At 65.4% G+C, this 22,338-nt stretch carries 25 protein-coding genes and 2 tRNA genes; 14 read left to right on the forward strand and 13 right to left on the reverse strand.

Going from position 1 to position 22,338, the window contains the following annotated elements:
• Window positions 1–20: 20 nt before the first annotated feature.
• The gene (locus QX108_RS02515; RefSeq protein WP_315799383.1) at window positions 21–1,511 is read right to left on the reverse strand and encodes a M6 family metalloprotease domain-containing protein; all 1,491 of its coding nucleotides are present in this window, start codon (window positions 1,509–1,511) and stop codon (window positions 21–23) included.
• A 78-nt stretch (window positions 1,512–1,589) separates the two neighbouring features.
• On the opposite strand from QX108_RS02515, the gene QX108_RS02520 reads away from it, so the two are divergent.
• Entirely contained in the window at window positions 1,590–2,960 is a 1,371-nt protein-coding gene (locus tag QX108_RS02520) for a hypothetical protein (protein ID WP_315799384.1), read from the forward strand.
• A 41-nt stretch (window positions 2,961–3,001) separates the two neighbouring features.
• Here QX108_RS02520 and QX108_RS02525 read toward each other — a convergent pair whose 3' ends face one another.
• Together QX108_RS02525 and QX108_RS02530 are read right to left on the reverse strand one after the other, a co-directional pair.
• The gene (locus QX108_RS02525) at window positions 3,002–4,030 is read right to left on the reverse strand and encodes a PrsW family intramembrane metalloprotease (protein ID WP_315779001.1); all 1,029 of its coding nucleotides are present in this window, start codon (window positions 4,028–4,030) and stop codon (window positions 3,002–3,004) included.
• A 190-nt stretch (window positions 4,031–4,220) separates the two neighbouring features.
• Complete coding sequence (locus tag QX108_RS02530; RefSeq protein ID WP_315778999.1) at window positions 4,221–4,457, reverse strand: hypothetical protein; 237 nt, start codon at window positions 4,455–4,457, stop codon at window positions 4,221–4,223.
• A gap of 315 nt (window positions 4,458–4,772) precedes the next feature.
• Here QX108_RS02530 and QX108_RS02535 point away from each other — a divergent pair, with 315 nt between their 5' ends.
• The 4 genes from QX108_RS02535 to QX108_RS02550 all read left to right on the forward strand — a co-directional run bounded on the left by QX108_RS02535 (window position 4,773) and on the right by QX108_RS02550 (window position 8,323).
• Window positions 4,773–5,954 (forward strand): PLP-dependent cysteine synthase family protein, encoded by a 1,182-nt coding sequence (locus QX108_RS02535; protein ID WP_315778997.1) that lies wholly within the window; start codon window positions 4,773–4,775, stop codon window positions 5,952–5,954.
• 116 nt (window positions 5,955–6,070) lie between these two features.
• A complete protein-coding gene (gene hemA / locus QX108_RS02540; RefSeq protein ID WP_315778995.1) occupies window positions 6,071–7,303 on the forward strand; it encodes a 5-aminolevulinate synthase in 1,233 nt (410 codons plus the stop codon).
• Window positions 7,304–7,443: 140 nt separating this feature from the next.
• Window positions 7,444–8,019, forward strand: coding sequence for a hemerythrin domain-containing protein (locus QX108_RS02545; protein ID WP_315719992.1), 576 nt, complete (start codon window positions 7,444–7,446; stop codon window positions 8,017–8,019).
• 82 nt (window positions 8,020–8,101) lie between these two features.
• Window positions 8,102–8,323 (forward strand): hypothetical protein, encoded by a 222-nt coding sequence (locus QX108_RS02550; protein ID WP_315719993.1) that lies wholly within the window; start codon window positions 8,102–8,104, stop codon window positions 8,321–8,323.
• Between the two features lie 246 nt (window positions 8,324–8,569).
• Here the strand turns inward: QX108_RS02550 and QX108_RS02555 are convergent, their stop codons facing one another.
• A complete protein-coding gene (locus QX108_RS02555) occupies window positions 8,570–9,322 on the reverse strand; it encodes a hypothetical protein (RefSeq protein WP_172131895.1) in 753 nt (250 codons plus the stop codon).
• A gap of 199 nt (window positions 9,323–9,521) precedes the next feature.
• On the opposite strand from QX108_RS02555, the gene QX108_RS02560 reads away from it, so the two are divergent.
• The 3 genes from QX108_RS02560 to QX108_RS02570 all read left to right on the forward strand — a co-directional run bounded on the left by QX108_RS02560 (window position 9,522) and on the right by QX108_RS02570 (window position 10,543).
• Window positions 9,522–9,854 carry a Rieske 2Fe-2S domain-containing protein gene (locus tag QX108_RS02560; RefSeq protein ID WP_315719995.1) on the forward strand — a complete coding sequence of 111 codons (333 nt, stop codon included), beginning with the start codon at window positions 9,522–9,524 and terminating at the stop codon, window positions 9,852–9,854.
• Between the two features lie 219 nt (window positions 9,855–10,073).
• Window positions 10,074–10,148: transfer RNA gene (locus tag QX108_RS02565), tRNA-Glu, on the forward strand.
• Window positions 10,149–10,285: 137 nt separating this feature from the next.
• Window positions 10,286–10,543, forward strand: coding sequence for a PilZ domain-containing protein (locus QX108_RS02570; RefSeq protein ID WP_172109129.1), 258 nt, complete (start codon window positions 10,286–10,288; stop codon window positions 10,541–10,543).
• A 310-nt stretch (window positions 10,544–10,853) separates the two neighbouring features.
• On the opposite strand, the gene QX108_RS02580 is transcribed toward QX108_RS02570, so the two are convergent.
• Window positions 10,854–11,492 carry a glutathione S-transferase family protein gene (locus QX108_RS02580; protein ID WP_315719997.1) on the reverse strand — a complete coding sequence of 213 codons (639 nt, stop codon included), beginning with the start codon at window positions 11,490–11,492 and terminating at the stop codon, window positions 10,854–10,856.
• A 275-nt stretch (window positions 11,493–11,767) separates the two neighbouring features.
• Entirely contained in the window at window positions 11,768–12,220 is a 453-nt protein-coding gene (locus QX108_RS02585; RefSeq protein ID WP_315719998.1) for a VOC family protein, read from the reverse strand.
• A 601-nt stretch (window positions 12,221–12,821) separates the two neighbouring features.
• Here QX108_RS02585 and QX108_RS02590 point away from each other — a divergent pair.
• Window positions 12,822–13,124: an HU family DNA-binding protein gene (locus QX108_RS02590; RefSeq protein WP_172109121.1), complete on the forward strand. Its 303-nt coding sequence runs from the start codon at window positions 12,822–12,824 to the stop codon at window positions 13,122–13,124.
• A gap of 463 nt (window positions 13,125–13,587) precedes the next feature.
• Here the strand turns inward: QX108_RS02590 and QX108_RS02595 are convergent, their stop codons facing one another.
• A complete protein-coding gene (locus QX108_RS02595) occupies window positions 13,588–13,731 on the reverse strand; it encodes a hypothetical protein (RefSeq protein ID WP_315778989.1) in 144 nt (47 codons plus the stop codon).
• A 130-nt stretch (window positions 13,732–13,861) separates the two neighbouring features.
• Here QX108_RS02595 and QX108_RS02600 point away from each other — a divergent pair, with 130 nt between their 5' ends.
• A complete protein-coding gene (locus tag QX108_RS02600) occupies window positions 13,862–14,146 on the forward strand; it encodes a hypothetical protein (RefSeq protein ID WP_315779504.1) in 285 nt (94 codons plus the stop codon).
• Window positions 14,147–14,224: 78 nt separating this feature from the next.
• Here the strand turns inward: QX108_RS02600 and QX108_RS02605 are convergent, their stop codons facing one another.
• Window positions 14,225–14,389, reverse strand: a complete 165-nt coding sequence (locus QX108_RS02605) for a hypothetical protein (protein WP_172109117.1) — start codon at window positions 14,387–14,389, stop codon at window positions 14,225–14,227.
• Window positions 14,390–14,737: 348 nt separating this feature from the next.
• On the opposite strand from QX108_RS02605, the gene QX108_RS02610 reads away from it, so the two are divergent.
• The 3 genes from QX108_RS02610 to QX108_RS02620 all read left to right on the forward strand — a co-directional run bounded on the left by QX108_RS02610 (window position 14,738) and on the right by QX108_RS02620 (window position 16,634).
• Window positions 14,738–15,499 (forward strand): SIR2 family NAD-dependent protein deacylase, encoded by a 762-nt coding sequence (locus QX108_RS02610; RefSeq protein WP_315726145.1) that lies wholly within the window; start codon window positions 14,738–14,740, stop codon window positions 15,497–15,499.
• Window positions 15,500–15,696: 197 nt separating this feature from the next.
• Window positions 15,697–16,350: a cold-shock protein gene (locus QX108_RS02615; RefSeq protein ID WP_172109115.1), complete on the forward strand. Its 654-nt coding sequence runs from the start codon at window positions 15,697–15,699 to the stop codon at window positions 16,348–16,350.
• Between the two features lie 207 nt (window positions 16,351–16,557).
• Window positions 16,558–16,634: transfer RNA gene (locus QX108_RS02620), tRNA-Pro, on the forward strand.
• A gap of 350 nt (window positions 16,635–16,984) precedes the next feature.
• On the opposite strand, the gene QX108_RS02625 is transcribed toward QX108_RS02620, so the two are convergent.
• The 5 genes from QX108_RS02625 to QX108_RS02645 form a co-directional block, all read right to left on the reverse strand.
• Window positions 16,985–17,647, reverse strand: coding sequence for an ABC transporter ATP-binding protein (locus QX108_RS02625; protein WP_315779502.1), 663 nt, complete (start codon window positions 17,645–17,647; stop codon window positions 16,985–16,987).
• Window positions 17,648–17,673: 26 nt separating this feature from the next.
• Window positions 17,674–18,909: an ABC transporter permease gene (locus QX108_RS02630; RefSeq protein WP_315720000.1), complete on the reverse strand. Its 1,236-nt coding sequence runs from the start codon at window positions 18,907–18,909 to the stop codon at window positions 17,674–17,676.
• Entirely contained in the window at window positions 18,906–19,988 is a 1,083-nt protein-coding gene (locus QX108_RS02635; protein WP_315799385.1) for an efflux RND transporter periplasmic adaptor subunit, read from the reverse strand. The genes QX108_RS02630 and QX108_RS02635 overlap by 4 nt, the downstream gene beginning before the upstream one ends.
• Before the next feature lie 36 nt (window positions 19,989–20,024).
• A complete protein-coding gene (locus tag QX108_RS02640; protein WP_172109110.1) occupies window positions 20,025–20,429 on the reverse strand; it encodes a translational machinery protein in 405 nt (134 codons plus the stop codon).
• Between the two features lie 138 nt (window positions 20,430–20,567).
• Window positions 20,568–21,767: an OpgC domain-containing protein gene (locus QX108_RS02645; protein WP_315720002.1), complete on the reverse strand. Its 1,200-nt coding sequence runs from the start codon at window positions 21,765–21,767 to the stop codon at window positions 20,568–20,570.
• A gap of 223 nt (window positions 21,768–21,990) precedes the next feature.
• Between QX108_RS02645 and QX108_RS02650 the strand changes: the two genes are divergently transcribed.
• On the forward strand, window positions 21,991–22,296 hold the full coding sequence (locus QX108_RS02650; RefSeq protein ID WP_172109106.1) for an ETC complex I subunit: 306 nt from the start codon (window positions 21,991–21,993) through the stop codon (window positions 22,294–22,296).
• The last annotated feature ends 42 nt before the right edge of the window (window positions 22,297–22,338 follow it).

The raw sequence follows: 22,338 nt of genomic DNA on the forward strand, positions 1-22,338 counted from the left end.
GCGACCGCCGCAAGCGGCCTTCATACGGACACGGTGATCGTCGGTCCCGGCGCACTGATGCTGGCGATGCTCAAGCCGGAAGCCGTCCCGTCCCACCAGTTGCTGTTCGGGGTGCTCGTCGACGAGAAGTTGCCGCCTTCGCCGTAGAGATCGTCCGCGTCGCCATCGTTGACACCCATTTCGAGGTCAGCGCGACCATCGGCCTGGATGAGCGCGCATTCGTAATGCGACGCAGGCGTCATCGCCTCACTGCTGTTGTTGCCCGCCTCGTCGACCTTCCAGATCGCCAGCCCCACGCTCGGCAGGCTCGTGTCGCGACCGGAGCGTTCGCGGTTCTCGACGATGAAGTACTCAGTCCTGTTGCGGCGGAACAGGCCGAATTCGTTCTTTCCGGCTGACAACCGGCAGGTGGCGCCAGCGGCGAGTGGCGTCACCTTGGACGCCCACCCTGCCGCATGCTTGAGATAGGCGCCGACTTCGGGCGGGTTCTTGGGATCGACGTTGGGTCCGGCGCACATGAGACAATAGGAGCCGACGCCGCGCGATTCATTGCCGTAGTCATACAGGTCGGGAAAATCGCAGATCATATGTCCGTTCTCATGGCAGAACGTGCCGAGCGTCAGCTCGGTCGACATGTCGGTGATCTGATAGTCGTTGGCGAACTTTCCGGGTGCGAGCTGGATCGGCGCCTGCAGGTGGAACGAGTGCGGCCAAAGTCCCTGCGACCAGTTGTTCACCCGCGTGCCAGCATAGAAGACGTTGACGGCATAGATGAATTTCTGATCGTCCGCGGAAAGCGTGCTGAAGTCGAAGCCGTTATTCATGTGATGCGCCAGCGCTTCGAGAATGAGCTCGCGTGCCCGCAGCGGATACTGCACGCTCTCATCCGTGTAATACGTTCGCGGCTTGCTGGCCTTGTACCAGGGCGCGACGATGTTGGTATAGGTCAGCTTGCCGTCCGAAACGTCGAAGAAGTAGTCTCGAACCGAGCCGTTGTTGCCGTAGCCGCGATAGCCCGGTTGATTGCAGAAATTGTCGACTCCGACCTGCGGGATGACGGCTGGCTCATCGTCGAACTCCACGAGCAGGCAGAGGCCGATGAAGGTCCCGACCGTCTGCCGCTGCGGCGGCGCTGGTGTCGCGCCATTGACGGCATCCGCCAGCATGCGCAGGCGATGTTGGTCGCGGCGGACCTGCCAGCGTGACGGCGAGCGCGGCAGCCCAGGGGAGACGTAGGCGCTGATCCCGTGAGGAGCTGGCGGCTTGAGATCAGGACGTAGTCCGGCGCTGAGGGGATTGACCGCGTCGGCCACGATGCCGCTCGGCGCCGGGTGCTGGGTCACGTCCCTGCGCGCATATTCATAATAGCCGGAGGCCGGATTTCGAACGACAGTGAAGTTGTCGGCCGTCTTGAACGTCGCCTGGTGCTGATTTCCTGTGCCGAAAACCTTGAGCTTGGTGCCATCGGGCTGGGTGAAGACGAATTCGCGGTTGGCGAATGGCAGCGACATGGCCCTCCTCCCAGATGCATTGCGGCGCCCGGCAAATCCAGCACAGACTTTGGCCAAATACAACTGATAGTTGATTTCGTGCCGGGCGCGCTGCACTATCTCCGGCGCGTGAGAGCAGCCGTGCACCCGCTACAGGGAGGGGCCAGGATGAGCGCAGATCCGACTGCCGAACTGACACAGAAGACCTCCCAGGCGAAGGCCGAGGCCGAATTCGCGAAGGCCGAGCTCGAGCGCGTCAAGGCGGAGAAGGCCCTGGCCGATGCACGGAAGCCGGCCGATACGGCGTTGGAAGCGAGCAAGGCCGAGAAGGAGCGGCTCGACAATCAGAAGGCCGTGGCAGATGCGAGGAAGGCGCTCGCGGACAGCACCAAGAGCGCTGACCAGGCGTCGGCCCAGGCGCTGATCGGCGCCGTCCCCGCCAGCGGCATCGCTGGCGATCTGACCCTCAAGCCCGAGGCAGGCAAGGGCGAGGCGACCTTGCTGGCCGCGTGCGCCATGAGGCAGGTTGCGGCGACCATCGCCGAAGTGGTCACGGCCAAAGCGCCGCAACGGCGTATTCTCATTCGGCAAGGCACCGAGCATTTCGTCAACTATCGTCAGTTCGTCTTCCAACAGGCGTTGATCGAGCGGGTCTTCGCGGCGGCGCATGACGAGGCGGCTCGGCTGCGGGCCGATGCAGACCGGGCCGTCGGTCAGGCCGGGTCAAGCGACGTGGCAGCGGTGTCGGTGGCGCCTCCGATCCTGACGACGGCCGCAGTCGCGCTCGACGCCGTCGCCAAGCTCGGCAGCTACTTTCTGAGCAATGTCGAGGTCGGGCCGATCGCGCTGAGCCCGGACGCCGAACAGCTGATCGCGGCGGTTGCCAACGCGCTGCTGGCGAAGGACGTGGTGGTCGTGCTCCCCAGCCGCTGCATCCCGCCGACGCAGGGGCTGCAGTCGACGCTGAAGATCGTGGCGGATCTGGTTGCGAAGGCGGGCGCGGCCGCGGATCGACTTGCCGCGAGCGCCAGGACCACTGCGGAGGCCGGCGCAGGGCCCGACGAGGCCAGGAACGACATCCTGAAGGCTGCAGCCAAGACCTACGAGCAGGCTGCCGCCACCCTCCGAAACGCAATCGCCAAGGCCGAGGAGTTCATCGCCTCGCTTGGCGCAGCCGATGCCAAGGGGATCGTGTTGTTGAGCAAGATCCTGCAGGAGAAAGCCCAGTACGACTTGCTTCTGGATCCTAAGACGTTGCTGTTGTCGGTCGATGTGCGCGCCGGCGTTGCGAGCTACTATACGCGAAAGAGCCTTTGGACCTTCCTGAGCTCGGCGATCCCGTTCTTCGTCATGGGCGGCACGGTGGTGACTTACGATCTGGCCGATACCACCGGCACGATCATCGCCGCGGGTCTCGTCCCGGCCCACAGTGGGTTCGTCTCCGTCGACAGGGTGGGCAGCTACGTTTGATCTGACGCCATGGAGCGATCGAGGTTCGGCCTCGCTCCCGTCTACGCCGTCGTCCGCATCCGGTTGCGGCCGAAGACATAGATGGTGGTCGTGACAATCAGGAGGGCGCCCCCGAGCAGGATCGCCGTCAGCCCCAGGGGAATCAGAACGCCGGCGACGTTGCGATCGGGGTTGAGCAGCCAGTGCCGGATCGAGGTCAGCACGAAGCCCAGACCAATGAAGCCAGCCGCGCCGCCGAGCAGCAGCAGCGCCCACATCCGGCGCAACTGGCTGAGCCGGGCCTTCGCCACCTCGGTGCGCGGTGTGTGGTGATGGGCGACCCGGCGCACCAGCCGCACGGCAAGCCCGATCGAGGAGAAGCCGATCAAGACGCTGACGCCGCCGAGCCAGAGCCGTGAGGTCGGATCGAGATTGGAGGCCCGCTGCAGCAGCAGCAACGGATAGTCGAAGGCCGCATGCAGCGCCACGGGGGCGGCCAGCACCAGCGCCCAGCTCGACATCCGCGCCCAGTCGCGGTTGTGCCGGTTGGCGCCGAGCGCCGTCGAGGTGCGGGCGATCGCCAGATAGGCGCCGGCGATGATGCCGAGCGCGCCGTGGAACGGCACGGTGAGCACGCTGCGCAGGATCGCCAGCGAGCGCCACATCTCGGCGTGCTGGACGAGGTAGGCGAGGTTCTCATAGGCCGCGAAGCCGAGGCCGACCGCAGCGCCATAGAACACCGTATCCATGGCATTGCCGACCTGGCGGCGCCGCGACCATAGCGCCGCGATCACGGCCACCTTGGCGATCTCTTCCGGGAGAGCGACGGTGAACAGGGCCCGGACGGCCTGCGCAATCCAGGGGTTCTCCAGCGACAATCCGACGTGCTGGAACGGGATCCTGACGATGCCGAGCAGCAACACGCTGGCTGCCCCGAGCAGGAATGCGGTCCATATCTTGAGCGGCGGACCGGAATTGTCCCCGGCGGCCACCACCAGCCACAGGATCAGCAGCGCAGGGGCGATGGCAGCGGTGCCGATCACGGTCGCAAGCGCTTCGAGCAGGGTCATTTGCGAGGGCAGGTAGGCCATGGTCTCCAATCATCCCGTGCCGCTGGCCGAACCAACTCGTCACCTGCCGCGCCCGGCATGGGGGCGACGTCGGTCCGTGGCTGCGAGCCACGACCTACATGTCGGCAAAAACGGCCGCACATCAAGGCATCGACGGAGCGGACCTCACGCGGCCGTCCCGCTAGCCGGAGGGAGTCCCAGGGCGCCCGCCTCAGCGCGTCCGCGAGCCTCGCGCAGTCGCGCCATCGACCTCGCGCGGGATCTCCCGCCGCGGCTCGACCGGCGTCCAGGCGTCGGTGCGCGACGTCGTCGGCGCCTGCGCGGTGGTCGGTGTCTCCACGCAGCTCAGTCGCGGGGTCGGATCGGCGACACGCCGGCATTCCAGGCCCTCTGCCGAGGCAGCCTGGCTGATTGCACACGCAACAAGGATGATCGAAACAACTCTCATGGTGCCCCTCGGAGCGGGCTCGGTGCGCCCGCATGCATGGGTCGATCGCGGTCGCGCCGGGTCGACTGATGCCTGGCCATACTTCGTCGCGAAAGTGTGCATTTGTTTGACCATTGTCGCCGTCATTCAAAATTCCTGCCGAGGCGCGCGCGTGCGCCTGCCTCGCGCTGCGCGCCGGGCGGGAGCCCTGGAGGGGGGCGCGGCGGGGGGCGGGGACTTGCGAATCGTTGGCGCCGAGCCATTTGCCCCCAGCTTGCTCCGCGTGACCGGGCCGACGGACTTGATGCCGGCAAGCGATCATGGTCGGTTGCCGCAATGAATTCACCGCCTTGGTCACCTTCCAGCCCCTGTGGTCCGCGCCATCGCCGCGGCTGGGTCGACGACGCCGTGGCGGCCATCGAGGCCGACCAGTGCCGGACCGCCGACACCCATCTGATCCGCCTGATCGTGCCCGCGCTCGCCGGCATCGATGTCTACCTGAAGGACGAATCGACGCACCCGACCGGCAGCCTCAAGCATCGGTTGGCGCGCTCGCTGTTCCTGTACGCGCTGTGCAACGGCCATATCCGTGAGGGCACGCCGGTCGTCGAGGCTTCCTCGGGCTCGACCGCCGTGTCCGAGGCCTATTTCGCGCAGATGATCGGCGTGCCGTTCTATGCCGTCATGCCGCGCACGACCTCGGCGGAAAAGATCGCGGCGATCACGCATTATGGCGGCAATTGCCACCTGATCGACGACGGCCGCGCGCTCTATGCCGAGGCGGCGGCGCTCGCGCGCCGGCTCGGCGGCCATTACATGGATCAGTTCACCTTCGCCGAGCGTGCCACCGACTGGCGCGGCAACAACAACATCGCCGAGTCGATCTTTACTCAATTGCAGGGCGAGCGTTGTCCGCTGCCCGAATGGATCGTGATGAGCGCGGGAACCGGCGGTACGTCGGCCACGATGGGGCGCTATCTGCGCTACCGCCGCCATCCGACGCGACTGTGCGTCGCCGATGTCGAGCACTCGGCGTTCTACGACGCCTTCTGCTCGGGCGATTGCGCCAAGACCTGCGACCGGCCGTCGCTGATCGAGGGCGTCGGCCGTCCGCGCTGCGAGCCGTCCTTCGTGCCCGGCGTGGTCGACCGCATGATGAAGGTGCCGGACGCCGCCTCGATCGCGGCGATGAACGTGCTGACGCGGCGGTTGCGCCGTCCGGTCGGCGGCTCGACCGGGACCAACTTCCTGGCGCTGTGCCGGCTCGCTGCCGAGATGCGGCAGGAGGGGCGGACCGGCTCGCTGGTCACGCTGATCTGCGATTCCGGCGAGCGCTACCGCCAGACCTATTACGAGCCGCAATGGCTGGCCGGCCGCGGCCTCGATCCCGCGCCGTACGAGGCGGCTCTGTCCGCGTTTCTCGACACCGGTGCGCCGCTCCGCCTCGACATCGCCGACGCAGCCAATCCCACCAGCCCTGAGCCGGTCCGGATGCCCGGCAACCTGCCCAATACCTGATCTGGATCAACGAAGGCCGCGCAGAACTGCGCTTTGGTCCACGCCCGAAACAAACCTCGAAAAGGGCTCGCGGAACCGGTGACGTCGGGCTGCCGGGCAGGGGAAGGACGGATCAGGTGAAGACCTACGACAGCTATTTCGACCGCGCCCTCGACCAATTGCACCAGGAGCGCCGCTATCGCGTATTCGCCGATCTCGAGCGCCTCGCCGGCCGCTTTCCGCACGCGATCTGGCATTCCCCGGCGGGGCCGAAGGACGTCGTCATCTGGTGCTCCAATGACTATCTCGGCATGGGCCAGCATCCCAAAGTCATCGGGGCGATGGTCGATGTCGCCGCGCGCATGGGCACCGGCGCCGGCGGCACCCGCAATATCGCCGGCACCAACCATCCGCTGATCGAGCTCGAGCGCGAGCTCGCCGATCTCCACGGCAAGGAAGCCGCGCTGGTGTTCACGTCAGGCTACGTCTCCAACGAGACCGGCATTTCGACGATCGCAAAGCTGCTGCCGAACTGCCTGTTGCTGTCGGATGCGCTGAACCACAATTCAATGATCGAGGGCGTCCGCAAGGCCGGCACCGAGAAGCAGGTCTGGCGGCACAACGATCTCGCCCATCTCGAAGAGCTGCTGCGTCAGGCCGATCCGGACCGGCCCAAGCTGATCGTCTGCGAGAGCCTGTACTCGATGGACGGCGACGTCGCGCCGCTGCATCGCATCTGCGACCTGGCCGAGCGCTACAACGCGCTGACCTACGTCGACGAAGTCCATGCGGTCGGCATGTACGGTCCGCGCGGCGGCGGCATTGCCGAGCGCGACGGCGCGATGGCGCGCATCGACATCCTCGAGGGTACGCTGGCCAAGGCATTCGGCTGCCTCGGCGGCTATATTGCCGCCAACGCCAATCTGATCGACGCCGTGCGCTCCTATGCGCCGGGCTTCATCTTCACCACCGCGCTGCCGCCGCCGGTCTGCGCCGCCGCGACCGCCGCGATCCGCCATTTGAAGACCTCGCAATGGGAGCGCGACCGGCACCAGGACCGCGCCGCGCGGCTGAAGGCCGTGCTCAACGCCTCCGGGCTGCCGGTGATGCCCTCCGATACCCACATCGTGCCGGTGCATGTCGGCGATCCCGAGAAGTGCAAGACGGCGTCCGATCTGCTGTTGGCCGAGCACGGCATCTACATCCAGCCGATCAACTACCCGACCGTGCCGCGCGGCCTGGAGCGGCTGCGCATCACCCCGTCGCCCTACCATGATGACGGCCTGATCGACGCGCTTGCCGAAGCGCTGGTCGAGGTCTGGGACAGGCTCGGCCTGCCACGTGCGCCGCGGGCCATGGCCGCGGAGTAAAGCCTGTCCCGCCGGCCTGTCATGTCGCCGTGTCAGTTTGATCTGCCGCAATGCCGCCCGCGCTCGCGCGGGCGTATTCTTTTGCGATCAGGGGAGCATGCCGGTTCGGCAGTCCCGGCCGGCTCAAAGGCGAGACCGCCATGGCAAAGATCATCGAAGCGCTGCTGCAGGAGCACGAGAATCTCGAGAAGCTTCTTTCGGTGCTCGAGCACGAGCTGGAGCTGTTCGATCACAACCGGAAGCCCGACTACGACATCCTGCAAAGCATCATCGCCTATTTCGAGGACTATCCGCAGCGCTGTCATCATCCCAAGGAGGAGATGATCTTCGCCAAGCTGCGCGCGCGCGATCCCGCGGCGGCGGCCACCTATGGCGACGTCGACGACGAGCACGACAGCGAGGCGCAGCGGCTGCGCGGCTTTGCCGAGGCGGTGAACGCGGTGCTGTCGGACCAGGAGATCCTGCGCGAGAGCTTCCACGCGGCCGTATTGCAGTTCATCGACAGCCAGCGCGAGCATCTGCGCAAGGAGGAGACGCTGCTGTTTCCTGCGGCCTTGCGCGCCCTGCATGCCGAGGACTGGGCCGACATCGACGCCCGCATGTCCGACCGCAAGGACCCGCTGTTCGACGGCGACGTCGCCGAGAAATTCCACAGTCTGGAGCGGTCGATCCTGCGCTGGGAGCAGGAGGCGGAGCAGGCCCGCGCCGGTCGCTGATGGCATTTTGTCCCAATTGCGCCGCGCCGGCAGAGGGCTATAGTTCAAGGCCGGGGGCAGGCACTCTTTCACGGAGTTGGCGATGACCGCTTTGAGGACAGGGATCGAACCGGTCCGTGGTTCACCGTCCCGGGATACGCTGACCGCCGATGCGGCCGGCCGGCCGGCGCAGGTTCCGATGGCGCAGCAAAATCTCTATGGCAGCCACGGCTACGACATGCACCCGCAGGAGCTGGTCCGGCTCTCCGGTTGTCAGGAGCTCAAGCTGCGGCGCGAGAAGAAGCGTGCATTGCTGCTGAGCTGACCGAGTTCTCCGTACGCGCACGGCTGCCGCCGTTAGGAAATCGTTAACCAGGTCGCGCGACCCTGTCCGTGTACTCCCCCAGGAGTGCGACGGAACCGGCCAGCCGGAGCCGGCAGTCGCGACAAAAGGTCGGCGGCGTAATGCCCGCCGGCCTTTTTGCCGCCGCATGTCAAAAAGCGCGTGTCGCAAAGTCCACCATCGCAATTCGCCCGCTACGGACAACCGAGCTGACGGCGGGGTGTCCCGTCAGTTGCGCCGCGCCAGCGAGCGCAGAAATCCCTGATATTCCTCGTTCAGCTCCATGTCGACGGCGGGCGCCAGCCGCAGCAGGACGTTGGCGATGAACGCCTGGTCGTTGCGCTTCTCCTCGAGCACCTCGCGCAGCACCGGGACGTTGTCCTCGATGTGATGCAGGAATGCGACGCCTTTCTCGGCGGTCTCGGTCCAGCGCGCCCGCGTCCATTTCGCCAGCGGATACATGATCTCGTGGACGAAGTTGGACTTGCGCGCCTTCTCGAAGAACCGCAGTCCGGCGCTCCAGGACTCCTTGGCGCGCAAGGGGGGCGGCGGCAGATCGCCCGCCAGCATCTTCTTGCCCGCCTGGCCGACGAAATCGTCGAGCGTGGTCGGCGCATCGATCGCAGCGCGGAAGTGCCACAGCGCGAACGACCCCGGAAAATCCTGCCCCATGCTGTCGAGCAGGGCGGTCTCGACCTTGTCGACCGCGGGCTTGTCGCCCTTCAGTGCCGCCGTCATCGCGAAGGCGAACAGCGCGTCGTTGCCGACCTCGTGGACGCCGCCATTCTTCAGCTGCGCAGCCGTCAAAGCCGGTGTCTTGCCGTCGGCGGGCACGACAGCCTCGCCGGCGCGTTGCGCCTTGATGAAGGCCGTAATCTCGAGCCAGCCCATCAGGTTGGCGATGAAAGCGTCGGGGTCGACATGCACGATCGCGAGGTTGAGCGGCTCCTTGCGTGTCCTCAGCTCGGTCATGTCGGTCATGTCGCACTCCGCTGCCGCCACTTGCCCTCGGCCGCACGCCCTGTCGCCTTTGCGACACGGTGCGACGGCCAACGCCATCCCGGCATCGGGTGTCGCAAGAAGGGTGCCAGCCCGGGCTGTTGCGGTGGGCACGAAGCGATCCGCGGAACGCGTCTTGCTTCGTTGGCCCATGGTGCAAGCCACGACGAGGAGGGCCCGCATGTTCACCCGCGTCTGCAAGGCCGACACGATCGACGAAGGCGGCATGCGCCTCGTCATCGCGGACGCCCAGCTGATCATCCTGGCGTGGCCCGACGAGGGTGAGCTCAAGGCGTTTCAGGGCGTGTGCCCGCATACCGCGGCGCCGATGGAGGAGGCGGGCTTCGACGGCCGCCTGCTGAGCTGCCCGGTGCACAACTGGACCTGGGATGCACTGACCGGCCAGCCCGTGCACCCGCCGGAGAGCGCGCTGGCCCAGTATCCGCTGAAGGTCGAGGACGGCATCGTCTATATCGACACGGACGGGATCTCTCCCTTGTTTGCGGCGCGTTGAGCATGGCACGAGGCGGCCGGTAAAGACGTGCAAGGGGCGGCTTGCCCGGGCGGACAAACGCCTCTATACGTTCGGCCGCGCGCGGCACGGAATCATCTCCGGTGGTTCGGCCGACCTCGCAGATCTCAGCCTCAACTCGCTGATTTGCTGAAGGTTTTGCCGAATGGCGTGCAGGCGGCGGTGGTGTTGGGGGAGTTACCCCGGCAGCATCGTACGTAGGCTCCCTTCGTCTATCGGTTAGGACGCCACCCTTTCACGGTGGAGAGAGCGGTTCGATTCCGCTAGGGAGCGCCACTTCGCACGGTCATCCCTCACCATTCGCAAATTGATCGACGGCCGGGCTTCCGGTCGGTCGGCGGCGGCCTGTTTGGTCCAGTCAACCGTCCATTAGGGTCCTTGCCGTACTGCAGCGGGCGAGCAGGAGCAGGATGATGGCCGCGCCCAAGAAGCGGGAAGCCCGCAAATCGATGAAGCAACCGGCGTGGATCACGCTGGAGGGTGGATTCGCGGTGCGGCACTGTCTGGTCCAGGACATTTCGAGTGCCGGCGCCCGGCTGACCCTGGAGGATGCCGCGGCTCTGCCGGCGACCATCCGGCTCGCCTTCGCGCGCGACGCGCGCACCGGCCGGCTGTGCCAGGTGGTCTGGCGCCGCGGCGCCTCGGTCGGCGTCAAGTTCATCGGGAAGTAGCGCATCGCGCCGTCGCGTTCTTGCGACCGACGCGCTATCAAGCCGATATGTGCAGGACTTTCATCCTCGGCATCGTCACATGGTTGGCCGTCGTGCCGCTCCCCGCATCTGCGGGCGCGCCGGGGTCATCGCTCCTGACACCCAAGGCCGCGGCAAGCAACAAGCCGGCATCCCGTCCCGCCGCGGTCGCTCGAAATCCCTGCGCATCCTACGGCGCCAATTTCGTCCGCGTCGAAGGCACCGACACCTGCATGAAAGTCGGCGGAGCCCTGCGCCTCGAGATGGGTACCTCGGTCGGGCGCTGATGCCCTCACGATAGCGGCGGCGCGATGTGGCGGATGAAGGCCGGGCGCTGCGCGATGACGTGGTACCAGCGCGCCAGGTTGATCAGCTCAGGCTTGGCGACGCCTTCGACGCCGAACCAGCGCCGCGCATAGGCGCCAAGCGCGATGTCGGCGAGCGTGAAGCTCTCGGCCTCGACATAGCTTCGCGTCGCCAGATGCGCGTCCAGGATGCGCCACATCGCCGCGGCCTCGTCGGCAGCCTTCTGCAGCCCGAGCATATCGCGCTCCGCGGGCGGAGTTCGCACCAGGCCCCAGAACAGCGGCCGCTCGATCGGCTGCACCGTCGACAAGGTCCAGTCCAGCCAGCGCTCGATGCCGGCGCGGTGGCGCGGCAGGGCCGGATAGAGCGGCGTGCCCTTGCCATGCGCCAGACAGAGATAACGCATGATTGCGTTGCTCTCCCACAGCACGAAATCACCGTCGACCAGCGTCGGAATGCGGCCGTTCGGATTCATGGCGAGATAGTCGGCTTCGTTGTTGCGGCCGAACTGCATGCCGGCGTCGATCCGCTCATGAGCGAGGTCGAGCTCGGCGAGACACCACAGCACCTTCTGTACGTTCACCGAGTTGGGACGGCCCCAGATCGTCAGTTTGTTGTCGGACACGTTCGGCTCCTGTCCCGGCGTTCGCATGGGCATCGACGTTAGCTCATGTTACGCAAAAAGCCCCGCTCGAAGCGGGGCTTTTCCGTCGAACGTATCGTTCGCGGCGATCAGCGGCCGAAGAACAGCCACAGCAGAATGATCACCGGGATCGGCACGCCCAACAACCACAGTAGAATTCCACGACCCATCTCGGCCTCCTCATATGCTCTCCGTCAATCGGAGCGACAACGCGAGGGTGGGCTCGATGTTCCGGCCGGATGATGCTGGCGAGCGGCCTACCAATGTCCGGTGTTCGGCATCGACAGCCAGGGCTCGGCGGGCGCCTTCGGCTCGCCCTTCTGCAACAGCTCGATGGAGTGCAGGTCGGGCGAGCGGACGAAGGCCATGTTGCCGTCGCGCGGCGGCCGGTTGATGGTGATGCCGAGCTTCATCAGCCGATCGCAGGTGGCGTAGATGTCGTCGACCTCATAAGCGAGGTGGCCGAAGAACCGATCCTCGCCATAGCTTTCCTCATCCCAATTGTAGGTGAGCTCGACCAGTGGTGCGCCGCGCGTCGGCGGCAGGCTCTTCAGCAGATGTTCATCTTCGGGTGCGCAGAGAAACACCAGCGTGAAACGTCCCTTGTCGTTGTCGATCCGGCGCACCTCCCTGAGGCCCAGCGCGTCGGAATAGAATTTGAGCGCGGCGTCGAGATTGCGCACGCGCAGCATGGTGTGAAGATAACGCATCGTTTCTTCTCTCCCTGAACTTGCAGCGGATGATCGACCGCCGCCTGTGGACGTCGATCCATAGCAGCAATTGGTTCTTTCGCGCATCACGCCTGTGATCGAGGCATGTCGGCTCGCGCCGGATCGTGATCCGCTCGATGCGTAGCTTTACTGGGTTTGCGCGCCGAGCCAGCGGCGCGGAATGCTGGCGAATCGCTATTTTGGCAGTGATTCGCGACGACGAATGAACGGCGCGATGCCGCCGCATGCAGGCTTTTCAGCGCTTTTCGACGCTCATGTGCGGCCAAAATCACGCAGGAGCGTCGAAAATGCCTGGAAATATAGGGGAAAATGAATCGCATGCTCCGTTCGATCGCCATCGCAGCTTGACTTCTTCGCGCTCCGTTGGAATTTTGGCGCCGCTGTGGGTGCTTCGGGGCCCCTTGAAATGCAGGACAATCCCGAAAATCGCGGGGTGATACGCCACCAGACGACTGAAGTCCCGGCTGTGCAATGCAGCCAGAAAGCCCCGACCAGTCTGCGCAGCAATGCGCTGATAGCCGCGCAGTCGTCACGTCATTCATCAGTACCAATCACCCGGTACCAATCACGAGGAGATACGATGGCTACCCAACTTTCCAAGTCGCAGTTGATCGAGAAGATTGCGACCTCCACCGAGCTGTCCAAGCGCGACGTCAAGAACGTCATGGAGACGCTCACCGACGTCGGCCACAAGGAGCTGAAGAAGAACGGCGTGTTCCTCGTGCCGGGCTTCGCCAAGTTCGTCGTCGTCAAGAAGCCGGCCGTCAAGGCGCGCAAGGGCACCAACCCCTTCACCGGCGAAGAGATGATGTTCAAGGCCAAGCCGGCCCGCAAGATCGTGCGCGCCCGCCCGGTCAAGGCCGCCAAGGACGCGGTCGCCTGATCCGACCTTCCACGGTTGCCGATCGCGATCAGAGGCTCCCTGAAGAGGGGGCCTCTTTTTTTGACGACATGGCCGGGTGGATCCTTGCGGGATCGGTCGATGGCATGGCGCAGCGGCCGAGCTGAAACGACAGCAGCGCCAGCGCGACGGAATATCTTCGTCGCGTGGCGCTACCCTCGAAGACTGGGCCCTGAAATCCCCAGTATTGATGTGTCTTGGGCAGGCACCAGAAGGTTCAAGGCATTTCGTGAAGCCGGATCCGACGCCGCAGCGCGGGCGCGAGCGGCAGCGGCAGGCATCCCGCGGGCGAAAGGCGGGCTCGCAAGTGCGCCCCGCAGGATGTGGACAATTCTGCACATCTTGCGCGCCAAGCCGTTGATCGGGTGGCGCTAAAGCGGACCGTCCGGGGGTGTGGATATGCTGCGGATGACCTGTGGAGGAGCTTGGCTGGCTGCATGCGATGTCAGAGGCCGTCGGCATCCACGCCGGGTGCATCTACGTGACGCTCCCGCACATCGACGGACGCCGGCGCATGGTGCCGCGAGGCGATCACGACGAAGCCGCCATAGCCGATGATGTTGAACAGAAGTTCCAGCCAAGACGCCATGTCCACTCCACCTCGACCCTCTCCAACACCCGGGGAGGGTGTTCGGTTCCCGCAGTCACGGTACCTCCAGCTGCAACCAATTCGCTGCCGACTGCGTTGTTTGGACGCATTCGAATTGGAGGTCATCATGCTGAGAAAGACATTGGCCGTTCTGGCGACGGCAGGTGCCGTCGCCGCCACCGCACTGGCCGCGCCCGCGCCTGTACAAGCGCGCGGCCTCGGGCCCGGGCTCGCATTCGGCCTGGCGGCGGGAGCGCTGACCGCGGGCGCGATCGCGGCCTCGCGTCCCTATGACTATGGCCCGGGCTACGGCTACTATGGGTATGGGCCGCGTTACGTCTATGGACCCGGCCCGTATGCCTATTACGGCGCACCCTACTATCATCGCCATCACTACTGGCGTCATCACTGGTAGGCGCGAGCGCCAGGGATGAGAAGAACAGCCCGGACGGCACTGCCTCCGGGCTTTTCTTTCATCCGTAGGCAAGGCTCGCTATTCGGCAGCCTCGCCACGCTGGGCTTTGCGCCAGGCTTGCCGCGCATATTCCTCGCGCTCGCGCGCGAACCTCTCTTGTGTCGACTTGAATCGTGCAATCCTTGCCGTGATCTCGGCACGCTCCTGGGTGCGCCGATCGTCCTGCGTCTCTTTCTGGGCCACGGATCCTCTCTGCTCCGGTCGCTATCCGGCGAAACGAGCCATGAGACGCGTGACAAACTTCCTGGCGAATCGCTGGCGCGATGTGGATGCCTGATTGCGGCGTGATTGCGGAGAGCCCGCCTGGTCGCGCAGCGTCCGACGGCTTAGCTGGGGAGAGCAGGGGCGGGATGCCGCCTCATAGGAGAATCCGAGGTTCGAGACTCGTTCCGCTTGCAGCGCGATGCTGAAGAGTTCCGCGTGCGCTCGGGTGGCTCAACGACGCAGGGGCGGCGCGGGCCCGGGCAGTCCCGAACGTGCTATGAGGGGGAGGAGAATGATGCCAACCGAGATGCATCGGAGCGGCCGCTGATGATTGCGTCCAATCTGCAGGACGGCGTGAACCGCCTGGGCGACATGATCGCGGGCGCGAAGGTCATCGTCCCGTTTACGGGTGCGGGCATCTCGACCGAGACCGGCATTCCCGACTTCCGCTCCCCGGGCGGGCTGTGGACGCGCAACCGCCCGATCCATTTCGACGAGTTCGTTGCCAGCCAGGACGCGCGGGACGAGGCGTGGCGGCGGCGCTTCGCGATGCAGGAGACATTTGCCGCGGCGCGGCCCGGCCGCGGCCACCGTGCTCTCGCCTCACTCTATCGGGCCGGCAAGATCCCGGCGGTCATCACCCAGAACATCGACAACCTGCATCAGGACTCCGGCTTCGCCGCCGATCATGTCATCGAGCTGCACGGCAACACCACCTATGCGCGCTGCATCGGATGCGGGCAGCGCTATGAGCTCGACTGGGTGCAGCGGCGCTTCGAGACCGGTGGCGCCGCGCCCGATTGTCCGGAATGCGCCGAACCGGTGAAGACGGCGACGGTCTCATTCGGTCAGGCGATGCCCGAGGCCGAGATGCAGCGCGCGACCGAGCTTGCGCAGCATTGCGATCTGTTTCTCGCCATCGGTTCATCGCTGGTGGTGTGGCCGGCGGCGGGCTTTCCATTGATGGCAAAGCAGGCGGGTGCGCAACTCGCGATCATCAATCGGGAACCGACCGATCAGGACGACGTTGCAGACCTCGTCATTCGCTTCGACATCGGTGAAGTGCTCGGACCATTCGTCCGTAATTGAACGGAAATTGATGCATTTTTGTCGGCAAGTCTGTTCATATGCCTCACTGAATCCGATTTTTGTCTATGCGCGGCACGAGGGAATGTTATCTTTGATTCGAGAGATTCGCGTGACTCGTCGAGGGTATAAGTGATGAGCACGCGCAGGGCGCCGTTGCAGGGGTGGCGGCTCACAATTCATCTGTGAGGTCCGGGGTTATGGGGTCGGACGGATTTGAGTCCAAGAAGCTTGGGGTACCGGTTGCTGGTGTTACTACACCAAGCCGGCTCGGGGCTGACTATCAGAGCGGTGTCGAGCGCGACTCGGCAATCGATGCGCTGGCTGGCCTAGGCGAGAACCTCGTCGAAATCAGCGGCGTCATCAAATGGTTTGATGCCTCGAAGGGATACGGCTTCATCGTTCCCGACAATGGCTGGCCGGATGTTCTGCTGCACGTCACGGTGCTCAGGCGCGACGGCTACCAGACCGCCTATGAGGGGGCTCGTCTGGTGGTTGAATGCGTCCAGCGCGCCAAGGGCTACCAGGCCTTCCGCATCGTCTCGATGGACGAGTCGACGGCGATCCATCCGGCGCAGATGCTGCCGCCGCGCACCCATGTCACGGTGACGCCGACCAGCGGGCTGGAGCGGGCCCAGGTCAAGTGGTTCAACCGCCTGCGCGGTTTCGGCTTCGTGACCTGCGGCGAGGGCAGCCCGGACATCTTCGTCCACATGGAGACCCTGCGCCGGTTCGGCATGACCGAGCTGCGCCCCGGCCAGTGGGTGCTGGTGCGCTATGGGCCGGGCTCGAAGGGCATGATGGCGGCGGAGATTCATCCGGAGACGGGGTCTCCGGCACTGTCCTCGCACTGAGCCAGGCGTATCTGGCCGAGTTTGCAAAGCCCCGGGTCCGGGGCTTTGCCATTCCTGGAGGTCGTCAGGCAGGCCCTTCTTGGACTTTACCGTTTCCCTGCCGGAGCGACTGGGCCCGGTCCTTCGATGGCGCTGTCCGCGGTCTTGCTGCCGGAGCTGTGACCGTGTAGTGACCTAGTCCTTCCGGGACGGTGGTCCCGAGGGCATCGGGGTATAGCGCAGCCTGGTAGCGCGGCAGTTTTGGGTACTGCAGGTCGTTGGTTCGAATCCAGCTGCCCCGACCAATTCCCCGTGCGGCTCGGCCTGCCCGTACGTAGCAGGCAGCGTGCGGCTTCCCGTGCTGAGACTCACGATATTGCGGATACCGGGTAGGGACATTGCGCGGGGGCGTGCCGGCGTCGAGCTGCACATGCGATCGAAGCGCGGCTTTTGCAAAAAAAAGTCCGGATGCTCCCGCAGCGGCAAGACCCGGGAGCATCCGAAGTGGTGCGGGTGAATCCGGGGAAGGAACATCCGCCAGCCCTCACATCATCTGAATCCGAAACACGCGTCTTTGCGCTAAATCAAATCAACGGCTTGCGGCTTGTCCGGCTCAACCTGCCGAATGTTGCGGCGGGATTGATGCACCGAGAGCTCAGCGCGTCAGCTCGTCCTGCGCCAGCCGACCATCGATGATGTGCACGCGCCGTTGCATCTGGGCGGCGAGATTGAGGTCGTGGGTGACGGCCACCACGGTCTTGCCCCTGAGCAGGACCAGATCGCGCAGGATGCCGAACACCTGCGCGGTCGCGGCGGTGTCGAGACTGCCGGTCGGCTCGTCGGCGAGGATCACGGGCGGGTCGTTGGCGAGGGCGCGCGCGACCGCCACGCGCTGGCGCTGGCCGCCTGACAGCTTGTCCGGCGTCTTGCGCAGATGGTCGGCAAGACCGAGCGAGGCCAGCAGCTCCTCGGCGCGTTGGCTGATCGCGCGCGGCGACAGCCGGCCGAGCGCGCGCATCGGCAGGGCGACGTTCTCCGCGATCGAGAATTCCGGCAGCAGGAAATGAAACTGGAAAACGAAGCCGAGCCGCGACAGCCGCACCTCGGCCCGGTCCTCCTCGCTCATGGCGGTCGTCGAACGCCCGTCGATCAGCACGTCGCCGCGGCTCGGTAAATCGAGCAGGCCGAGGAGATAGAGCAGCGACGACTTGCCCGACCCGGACGGGCCGGTGATGGCGATGAACTCGCGCGGCGCGATCGCCAGATCGATGTCGGCGACCAGCGTCACCGGCACTTCGCCCGGCAGCACCTTGGTCATCTTGCGCGCTTCGATCAGCGGCGGACTCACGTCGCGCCCCGAATGATGTCGACCGGATGCAGACGCGCCGCGGCGCGGGCAGGGAAGTAGCCGGCGACGAGGCTCGAGACCAGCGCAACGGCGCCGGCAAGCAGATAATGTTTCAGCGAATACAGCACCGGCAGATGGTTGTAGTCGGAGAACGGCGTCTTGAACTCGAGCGAGGCAAGCCCGCGGGTCAGGAGATAGCCGAACACCCAGCCGAGGGCGGCGCCGGTCAGGCCGATGAGCAGCGCCTCGACGATGAAGATGGCGCGGATGGTCCGGTCGCGGAAGCCGAGCGATTTGAGGATCGCGATGTCGCGGGTCTTCTCGTGGGTGATGGTGGAGATGATGTTGTAGGTGCCGAAGCTTGCCACCAGCAGGATGGCGCCGACGATGGTGTACATCAGCACGTTGCGCAGCGTGATCGCCGACAGCAGGTCCTCCTGCGCCTCCTGCCAGGAAATCGCCTTGTAGCCGGTCTGCTCGCCGATGCGCTCGCTGATCAGCCGCGCCTGCATCGGATCGTTGGTGCGGATACGGATTTCGTTGATGATGCCGGTCTGGCGCTCCAGGATCTGCGCAGTGCGCAGCAGCACATAGCCGGTGGTCTCGTCGGTGGCGCGGAAGCCGGAATGGAAGGTGCCGGCCACGGTGGCGTTCATGCTCACGCCCTGGGCCGAGGCGAGGGTAAGGTTGGAGTTCACCCGCGCACCAATCTTGGCCGCAAGCCGGTCGCCGAGCAGGATCGCGTGCGAGGAGCGATACAGGGAATTGAGGTTGCCCTGGCGCATGTGGCTGGCCAGCGTCGACACCTCGCGCTCGGTATGCGGGTCGATGCCGATGATCGAGACGGTCAGATTGCGGCCGGCGTAGCGCAGCACGGCCTTGGATTGCACCGACGCCGTCAGCGCGCCGGGGACCCAGCTCTGCAACGAGGCGATGGTCGCCATCGGGTTCTTGATGCCGGGGCGGCGCACGTTCGGGATCAGGCCGTGGAATTCGGCTGCCGCAAAGACCTGATCCGCCGGCTGCCGGCTCGGCCGGCGCAGCTCGTCGGTGATCGAGATGTGCGGCAGGGCGTCGACCAGGGTGCGGATGAAGTCGTCCTGCGATCCCTCCATCATCGCGGCCATCATCACCGAGAACGCCACGCCGGTCATGACGCCGGCGATCGCGACCAGGGTCTGCCGGGCGCGATGGCGCACATGGGTCCAGGCGATGCTGAGGACGAGCTTCATGGCAGTGCGGTCTCGGCCTGCGGCCGGACGCGTTCACCGTCTCTGATGTCGGCGGTCGCCGGCGATGCCACCAGCTCGCCCTCCAGTGCGCCCTCGATGATCTCCACAGCCGCCGCGCCGCGGATGCCGATCCGGACCTTGCGCCGGTGCACCCGGTCGTCCGCGATCACCAGCAGGCTGTTGCTCACCACCGCATTGGCTGGGGCGAGCAGCACGTCCGCCTTCTCGCGGCTGACGATGTTGGCCTCCACGCTCATGCCGACCCGCAGCGGCGTGTCGTCGGGCAGGCCGATCCGGACCCGGAACGTCTTGGCGACGGGATCCCCGGCGGGCGTGATCTGCTTCACCGTGCCGGCAAGCGCCTGATTGCCGAACGCATCCGTGCGCAGCAGCACCTTCTGGCCGACCTGGACGCGGGGGATGTCCTCCTCGTTGACGTCGGCCACGACCCAGAGCGGCTTCTCCAGGCCGACGCGGTAGAGGATGGTGCCGGGATCGACCATGTCGCCCACCTCGCCATCCTCCTTGAGGACGATGCCGTCCATCGGCGCGACCAGCTTGTAGTAGTCGAGGCGCTGGCTTTGCGCCGCGATCTGGGCGCGGATGCGGGCGAGGTCGCTCTCGGAGCGCTGATAGGATTGCGAGGTCGCAGCGCCCCGGGCCAGCAGCTGCGATTGCCGCTCGAATTCGTGGCGCTGGAAGTCCTCCTGTGCGCGCAGATCGTTCAAGGTGGCCTGCGCCTCCTTGTCGTCGAGCCGTGCCAGGAGGTCGCCGGCCTTGACCTGCCGGCCTTCGCAGCGGCAGCGCTCGACAATGCGGCCGCGCACCAGGGGCGTGGTCCGCGACCACGTCTCCGGCTCGACCGCGCCGGTCGCATAAACGATCTCGGCCGCGGTGCCGCGGGTGATGCGCGTTGTGGTGATGACGGGTCCGCGCAGCCACCACGCAGCCAAACCGGCAAGGGCAGCCAGCATCAGGATGATCGAGATCAGCCCGGACCAGGGGACGCGGCGCCGGCCGCGATGAACGTCCGGCGTGACGTTGATGGCGTTGGCATCGTCCGGCGTCAGCATGTCCATGATCGAGCGGACCCTGCGACGGGACGACGGCGCAATTTAGCCCGCAGTGCCCGTCGCCACGCGCGGCGGCGCCATCTTGAAGTGCTGCTTGGCATAGGCGACGATCTGGCGATCGGTCGGATGATCGGCTGCTTCGACGGCGACGATGCGCTTTCCAACCGCAGGATGCTTCTCGTGCAGGTACTTGGCAAGCTCGGTCTTGGCGCTGGCCGGACCGATGATCAGGATCTCCCCGGCGTCGTTGAGCGCGTGGGCGATCTCCTCGAGGAAATGCTTGTCGGGAGCGGCGTGACCGCTGCCGATCGCGTTCGCCTTGTGATGTAGATGCTTGGTCTGCAGGTGCGGATGCAGCGTCAGCTCGTCGGAGCCGGTGAGGCCGATATGGAACAGCTTGGCCTCGCTGTGATCGAGCCACACGACGGCATGGAAATGGGTCGACATGATCTGGTCCTTGTCAGCAAACTCGTCAGCAAATCGCCGCGCTGCAATCGGCGCGCTTGCGGGAAGCGCGCGCTGCGGATGCGGCAGCTCTTGTGCTGCGGACCTTAGCGGGCCCGTCTCGAGCGCCCTTGATGCAGGTCAACCGACGGGCCGCTCACCGATACGCCCCTCGACGCCGGCTGAGGTCGGTGCGGCGGGCTTCGCGGCCGCCGGCTTCGGCAGCGGCTTGTCCTGCCGCTTCGACCACGAAATGTAATAGGCCACCGTCGTCATGATCGCGATGCCGGCCGCGCTGACCAGGATCTGTGCCAGCAGCGAGCCCGAGCTCAGCATAAGCGTGAAGTGTCCGATGAAGGACAGGAATACGCCGACGCAGAACACCGCGAGCGACTGCTGGCCACATACGACCAGCGGATCGAAGCCCTTCCATTCCAGCCCGGGCCATTCCTTGGGCACGAAGCGGATGACCAGGATCACGATCACCACGAAATGCAGGAAGCGGTACGGCGCGAGATTGGTCTTGTCGTTCGGGTTGAACGCCGAATACAGCCAGTGCGGCATCATCGTGCCGTAGTCCGGGAAGCGGCCCGCCATCGTCATGATCAGCGCGAGCAGCAGATAAGCGAGGCAGAAATAGAGTGTCGCGGGCGCCATGATGATGCCCATCGAACGGCGGGCGCCGCCGAGCGCGCACCAGGAGCCGAACACGAACAGCACCTGCCAGCAATACGGATTGAAGTACCAGGTGCCGGCCGGATAGGCGGCGAAATTCCAGCCCATCTGGCGCGCCACGAGCCACAGCACGATCGAGGCGATCATCGTCAGATCCGGCTGGCGCAGCATCATCCACAGCACCGGCGGGAAGAACCCCATCAGCACGATATAGAGCGGCAGCACGTCGAGATTGACCGGCTTGAACTTCAGGATCAGGCCTTGCGCAAGGGTATCGCTGGCATGGTCGACGAGGCCTGCGACGTTGAACTCGTCGATGATCTCGGACACGCCGAACCGCGTCGCCAGATAGCTGATGGCCACGATGTAGATGACGAACAGCACGATGTGGGCGACGTAGAGCTGCCACACCCGCTTGGTCAGGCGCGTTGCGCCGACGATGAAGCCGCGGTCGATCATCATCCGCGCATAGACGAACGAGGCGGTATAGCCGGAGATGAAGACGAACAGGTCGGCGGCGTCGCTGAAGCCGTAGTTCCGGGTCGTGATCCAGTTCACCACATTGTCGGGGATGTGGTCGAGATAGATCGCCCAGTTGGCGATTCCGCGAAACAGGTCCAGCCGAAGGTCGCGCCCCCTCTCGGGCAGCGTGGCATTGATTTTCATGGCCGCTTCAACGCGCTGTTTTGAATGAGGAACGTTTGGGAGCAGGAGGCGCCGTGGCAGTCGACCGAGATTGTCACGGGACGGCAGAATGACTATACGGGGCACGATAGACGGTCACGTCCAGGATGGGAATCACCGTTCCGTGCTGAAGGTTGCGTGTACCCCATCCCGGCCGTTTCCGCCAAACGCCTGACGACCGCAGCTTCCAGGGGCTCTTCCAGCCATGACCGCACGCATTTTCAAGCCGGCCAAGAACGCCATGCAATCCGGGAAGGCCAAGACCCGGGACTGGCAGCTGGATTACGAGCCGGAGCAGCCCCGCGCGGTCGAGCCGCTGATGGGCTGGACGTCCTCGTCTGACATGAAGCAGCAGCTGACCCTGCGTTTCGACAGCAAGGACGAAGCGATTGCCTATTGCGAGCGCAAGGGCATTCCCTACCAGGTGATCGAGCCGAAGGAGCCGGTGAAGCGGCAGATTGCCTACGCCGACAATTTCTCGTTCCGCCGCGGCGAGCCTTGGACGCACTGATTCTCACCCCCTGATTCCGGCCGACCGACCGGACGGCCTGCT

Source organism: Bradyrhizobium sp. SZCCHNR1002 (assembly GCF_032381435.1).
Lineage (GTDB): Bacteria > Pseudomonadota > Alphaproteobacteria > Rhizobiales > Xanthobacteraceae > Bradyrhizobium > Bradyrhizobium aeschynomenes.

Coding starts and splice junctions, on each gene's coding strand:
- QX108_RS02515 (WP_315799383.1), bottom strand. CDS start 1,511: ATGTCGCTGCCATTCGCCAACCGCGAATTCGTCTTCACCCAGCCCGAT.
- QX108_RS02525 (WP_315779001.1), bottom strand. CDS start 4,030: ATGGCCTACCTGCCCTCGCAAATGACCCTGCTCGAAGCGCTTGCGACC.
- QX108_RS02530 (WP_315778999.1), bottom strand. CDS start 4,457: ATGAGAGTTGTTTCGATCATCCTTGTTGCGTGTGCAATCAGCCAGGCT.
- QX108_RS02535 (WP_315778997.1), top strand. CDS start 4,773: ATGAATTCACCGCCTTGGTCACCTTCCAGCCCCTGTGGTCCGCGCCAT.
- QX108_RS02545 (WP_315719992.1), top strand. CDS start 7,444: ATGGCAAAGATCATCGAAGCGCTGCTGCAGGAGCACGAGAATCTCGAG.
- QX108_RS02550 (WP_315719993.1), top strand. CDS start 8,102: ATGACCGCTTTGAGGACAGGGATCGAACCGGTCCGTGGTTCACCGTCC.
- QX108_RS02555 (WP_172131895.1), bottom strand. CDS start 9,322: ATGACCGACATGACCGAGCTGAGGACACGCAAGGAGCCGCTCAACCTC.
- QX108_RS02560 (WP_315719995.1), top strand. CDS start 9,522: ATGTTCACCCGCGTCTGCAAGGCCGACACGATCGACGAAGGCGGCATG.
- QX108_RS02570 (WP_172109129.1), top strand. CDS start 10,286: ATGGCCGCGCCCAAGAAGCGGGAAGCCCGCAAATCGATGAAGCAACCG.
- QX108_RS02585 (WP_315719998.1), bottom strand. CDS start 12,220: ATGCGTTATCTTCACACCATGCTGCGCGTGCGCAATCTCGACGCCGCG.
- QX108_RS02590 (WP_172109121.1), top strand. CDS start 12,822: ATGGCTACCCAACTTTCCAAGTCGCAGTTGATCGAGAAGATTGCGACC.
- QX108_RS02595 (WP_315778989.1), bottom strand. CDS start 13,731: ATGGCGTCTTGGCTGGAACTTCTGTTCAACATCATCGGCTATGGCGGC.
- QX108_RS02610 (WP_315726145.1), top strand. CDS start 14,738: ATGATTGCGTCCAATCTGCAGGACGGCGTGAACCGCCTGGGCGACATG.
- QX108_RS02615 (WP_172109115.1), top strand. CDS start 15,697: ATGGGGTCGGACGGATTTGAGTCCAAGAAGCTTGGGGTACCGGTTGCT.
- QX108_RS02625 (WP_315779502.1), bottom strand. CDS start 17,647: ATGACCAAGGTGCTGCCGGGCGAAGTGCCGGTGACGCTGGTCGCCGAC.
- QX108_RS02630 (WP_315720000.1), bottom strand. CDS start 18,909: ATGAAGCTCGTCCTCAGCATCGCCTGGACCCATGTGCGCCATCGCGCC.
- QX108_RS02635 (WP_315799385.1), bottom strand. CDS start 19,988: ATGGACATGCTGACGCCGGACGATGCCAACGCCATCAACGTCACGCCG.
- QX108_RS02640 (WP_172109110.1), bottom strand. CDS start 20,429: ATGTCGACCCATTTCCATGCCGTCGTGTGGCTCGATCACAGCGAGGCC.
- QX108_RS02645 (WP_315720002.1), bottom strand. CDS start 21,767: ATGAAAATCAATGCCACGCTGCCCGAGAGGGGGCGCGACCTTCGGCTG.
- QX108_RS02650 (WP_172109106.1), top strand. CDS start 21,991: ATGACCGCACGCATTTTCAAGCCGGCCAAGAACGCCATGCAATCCGGG.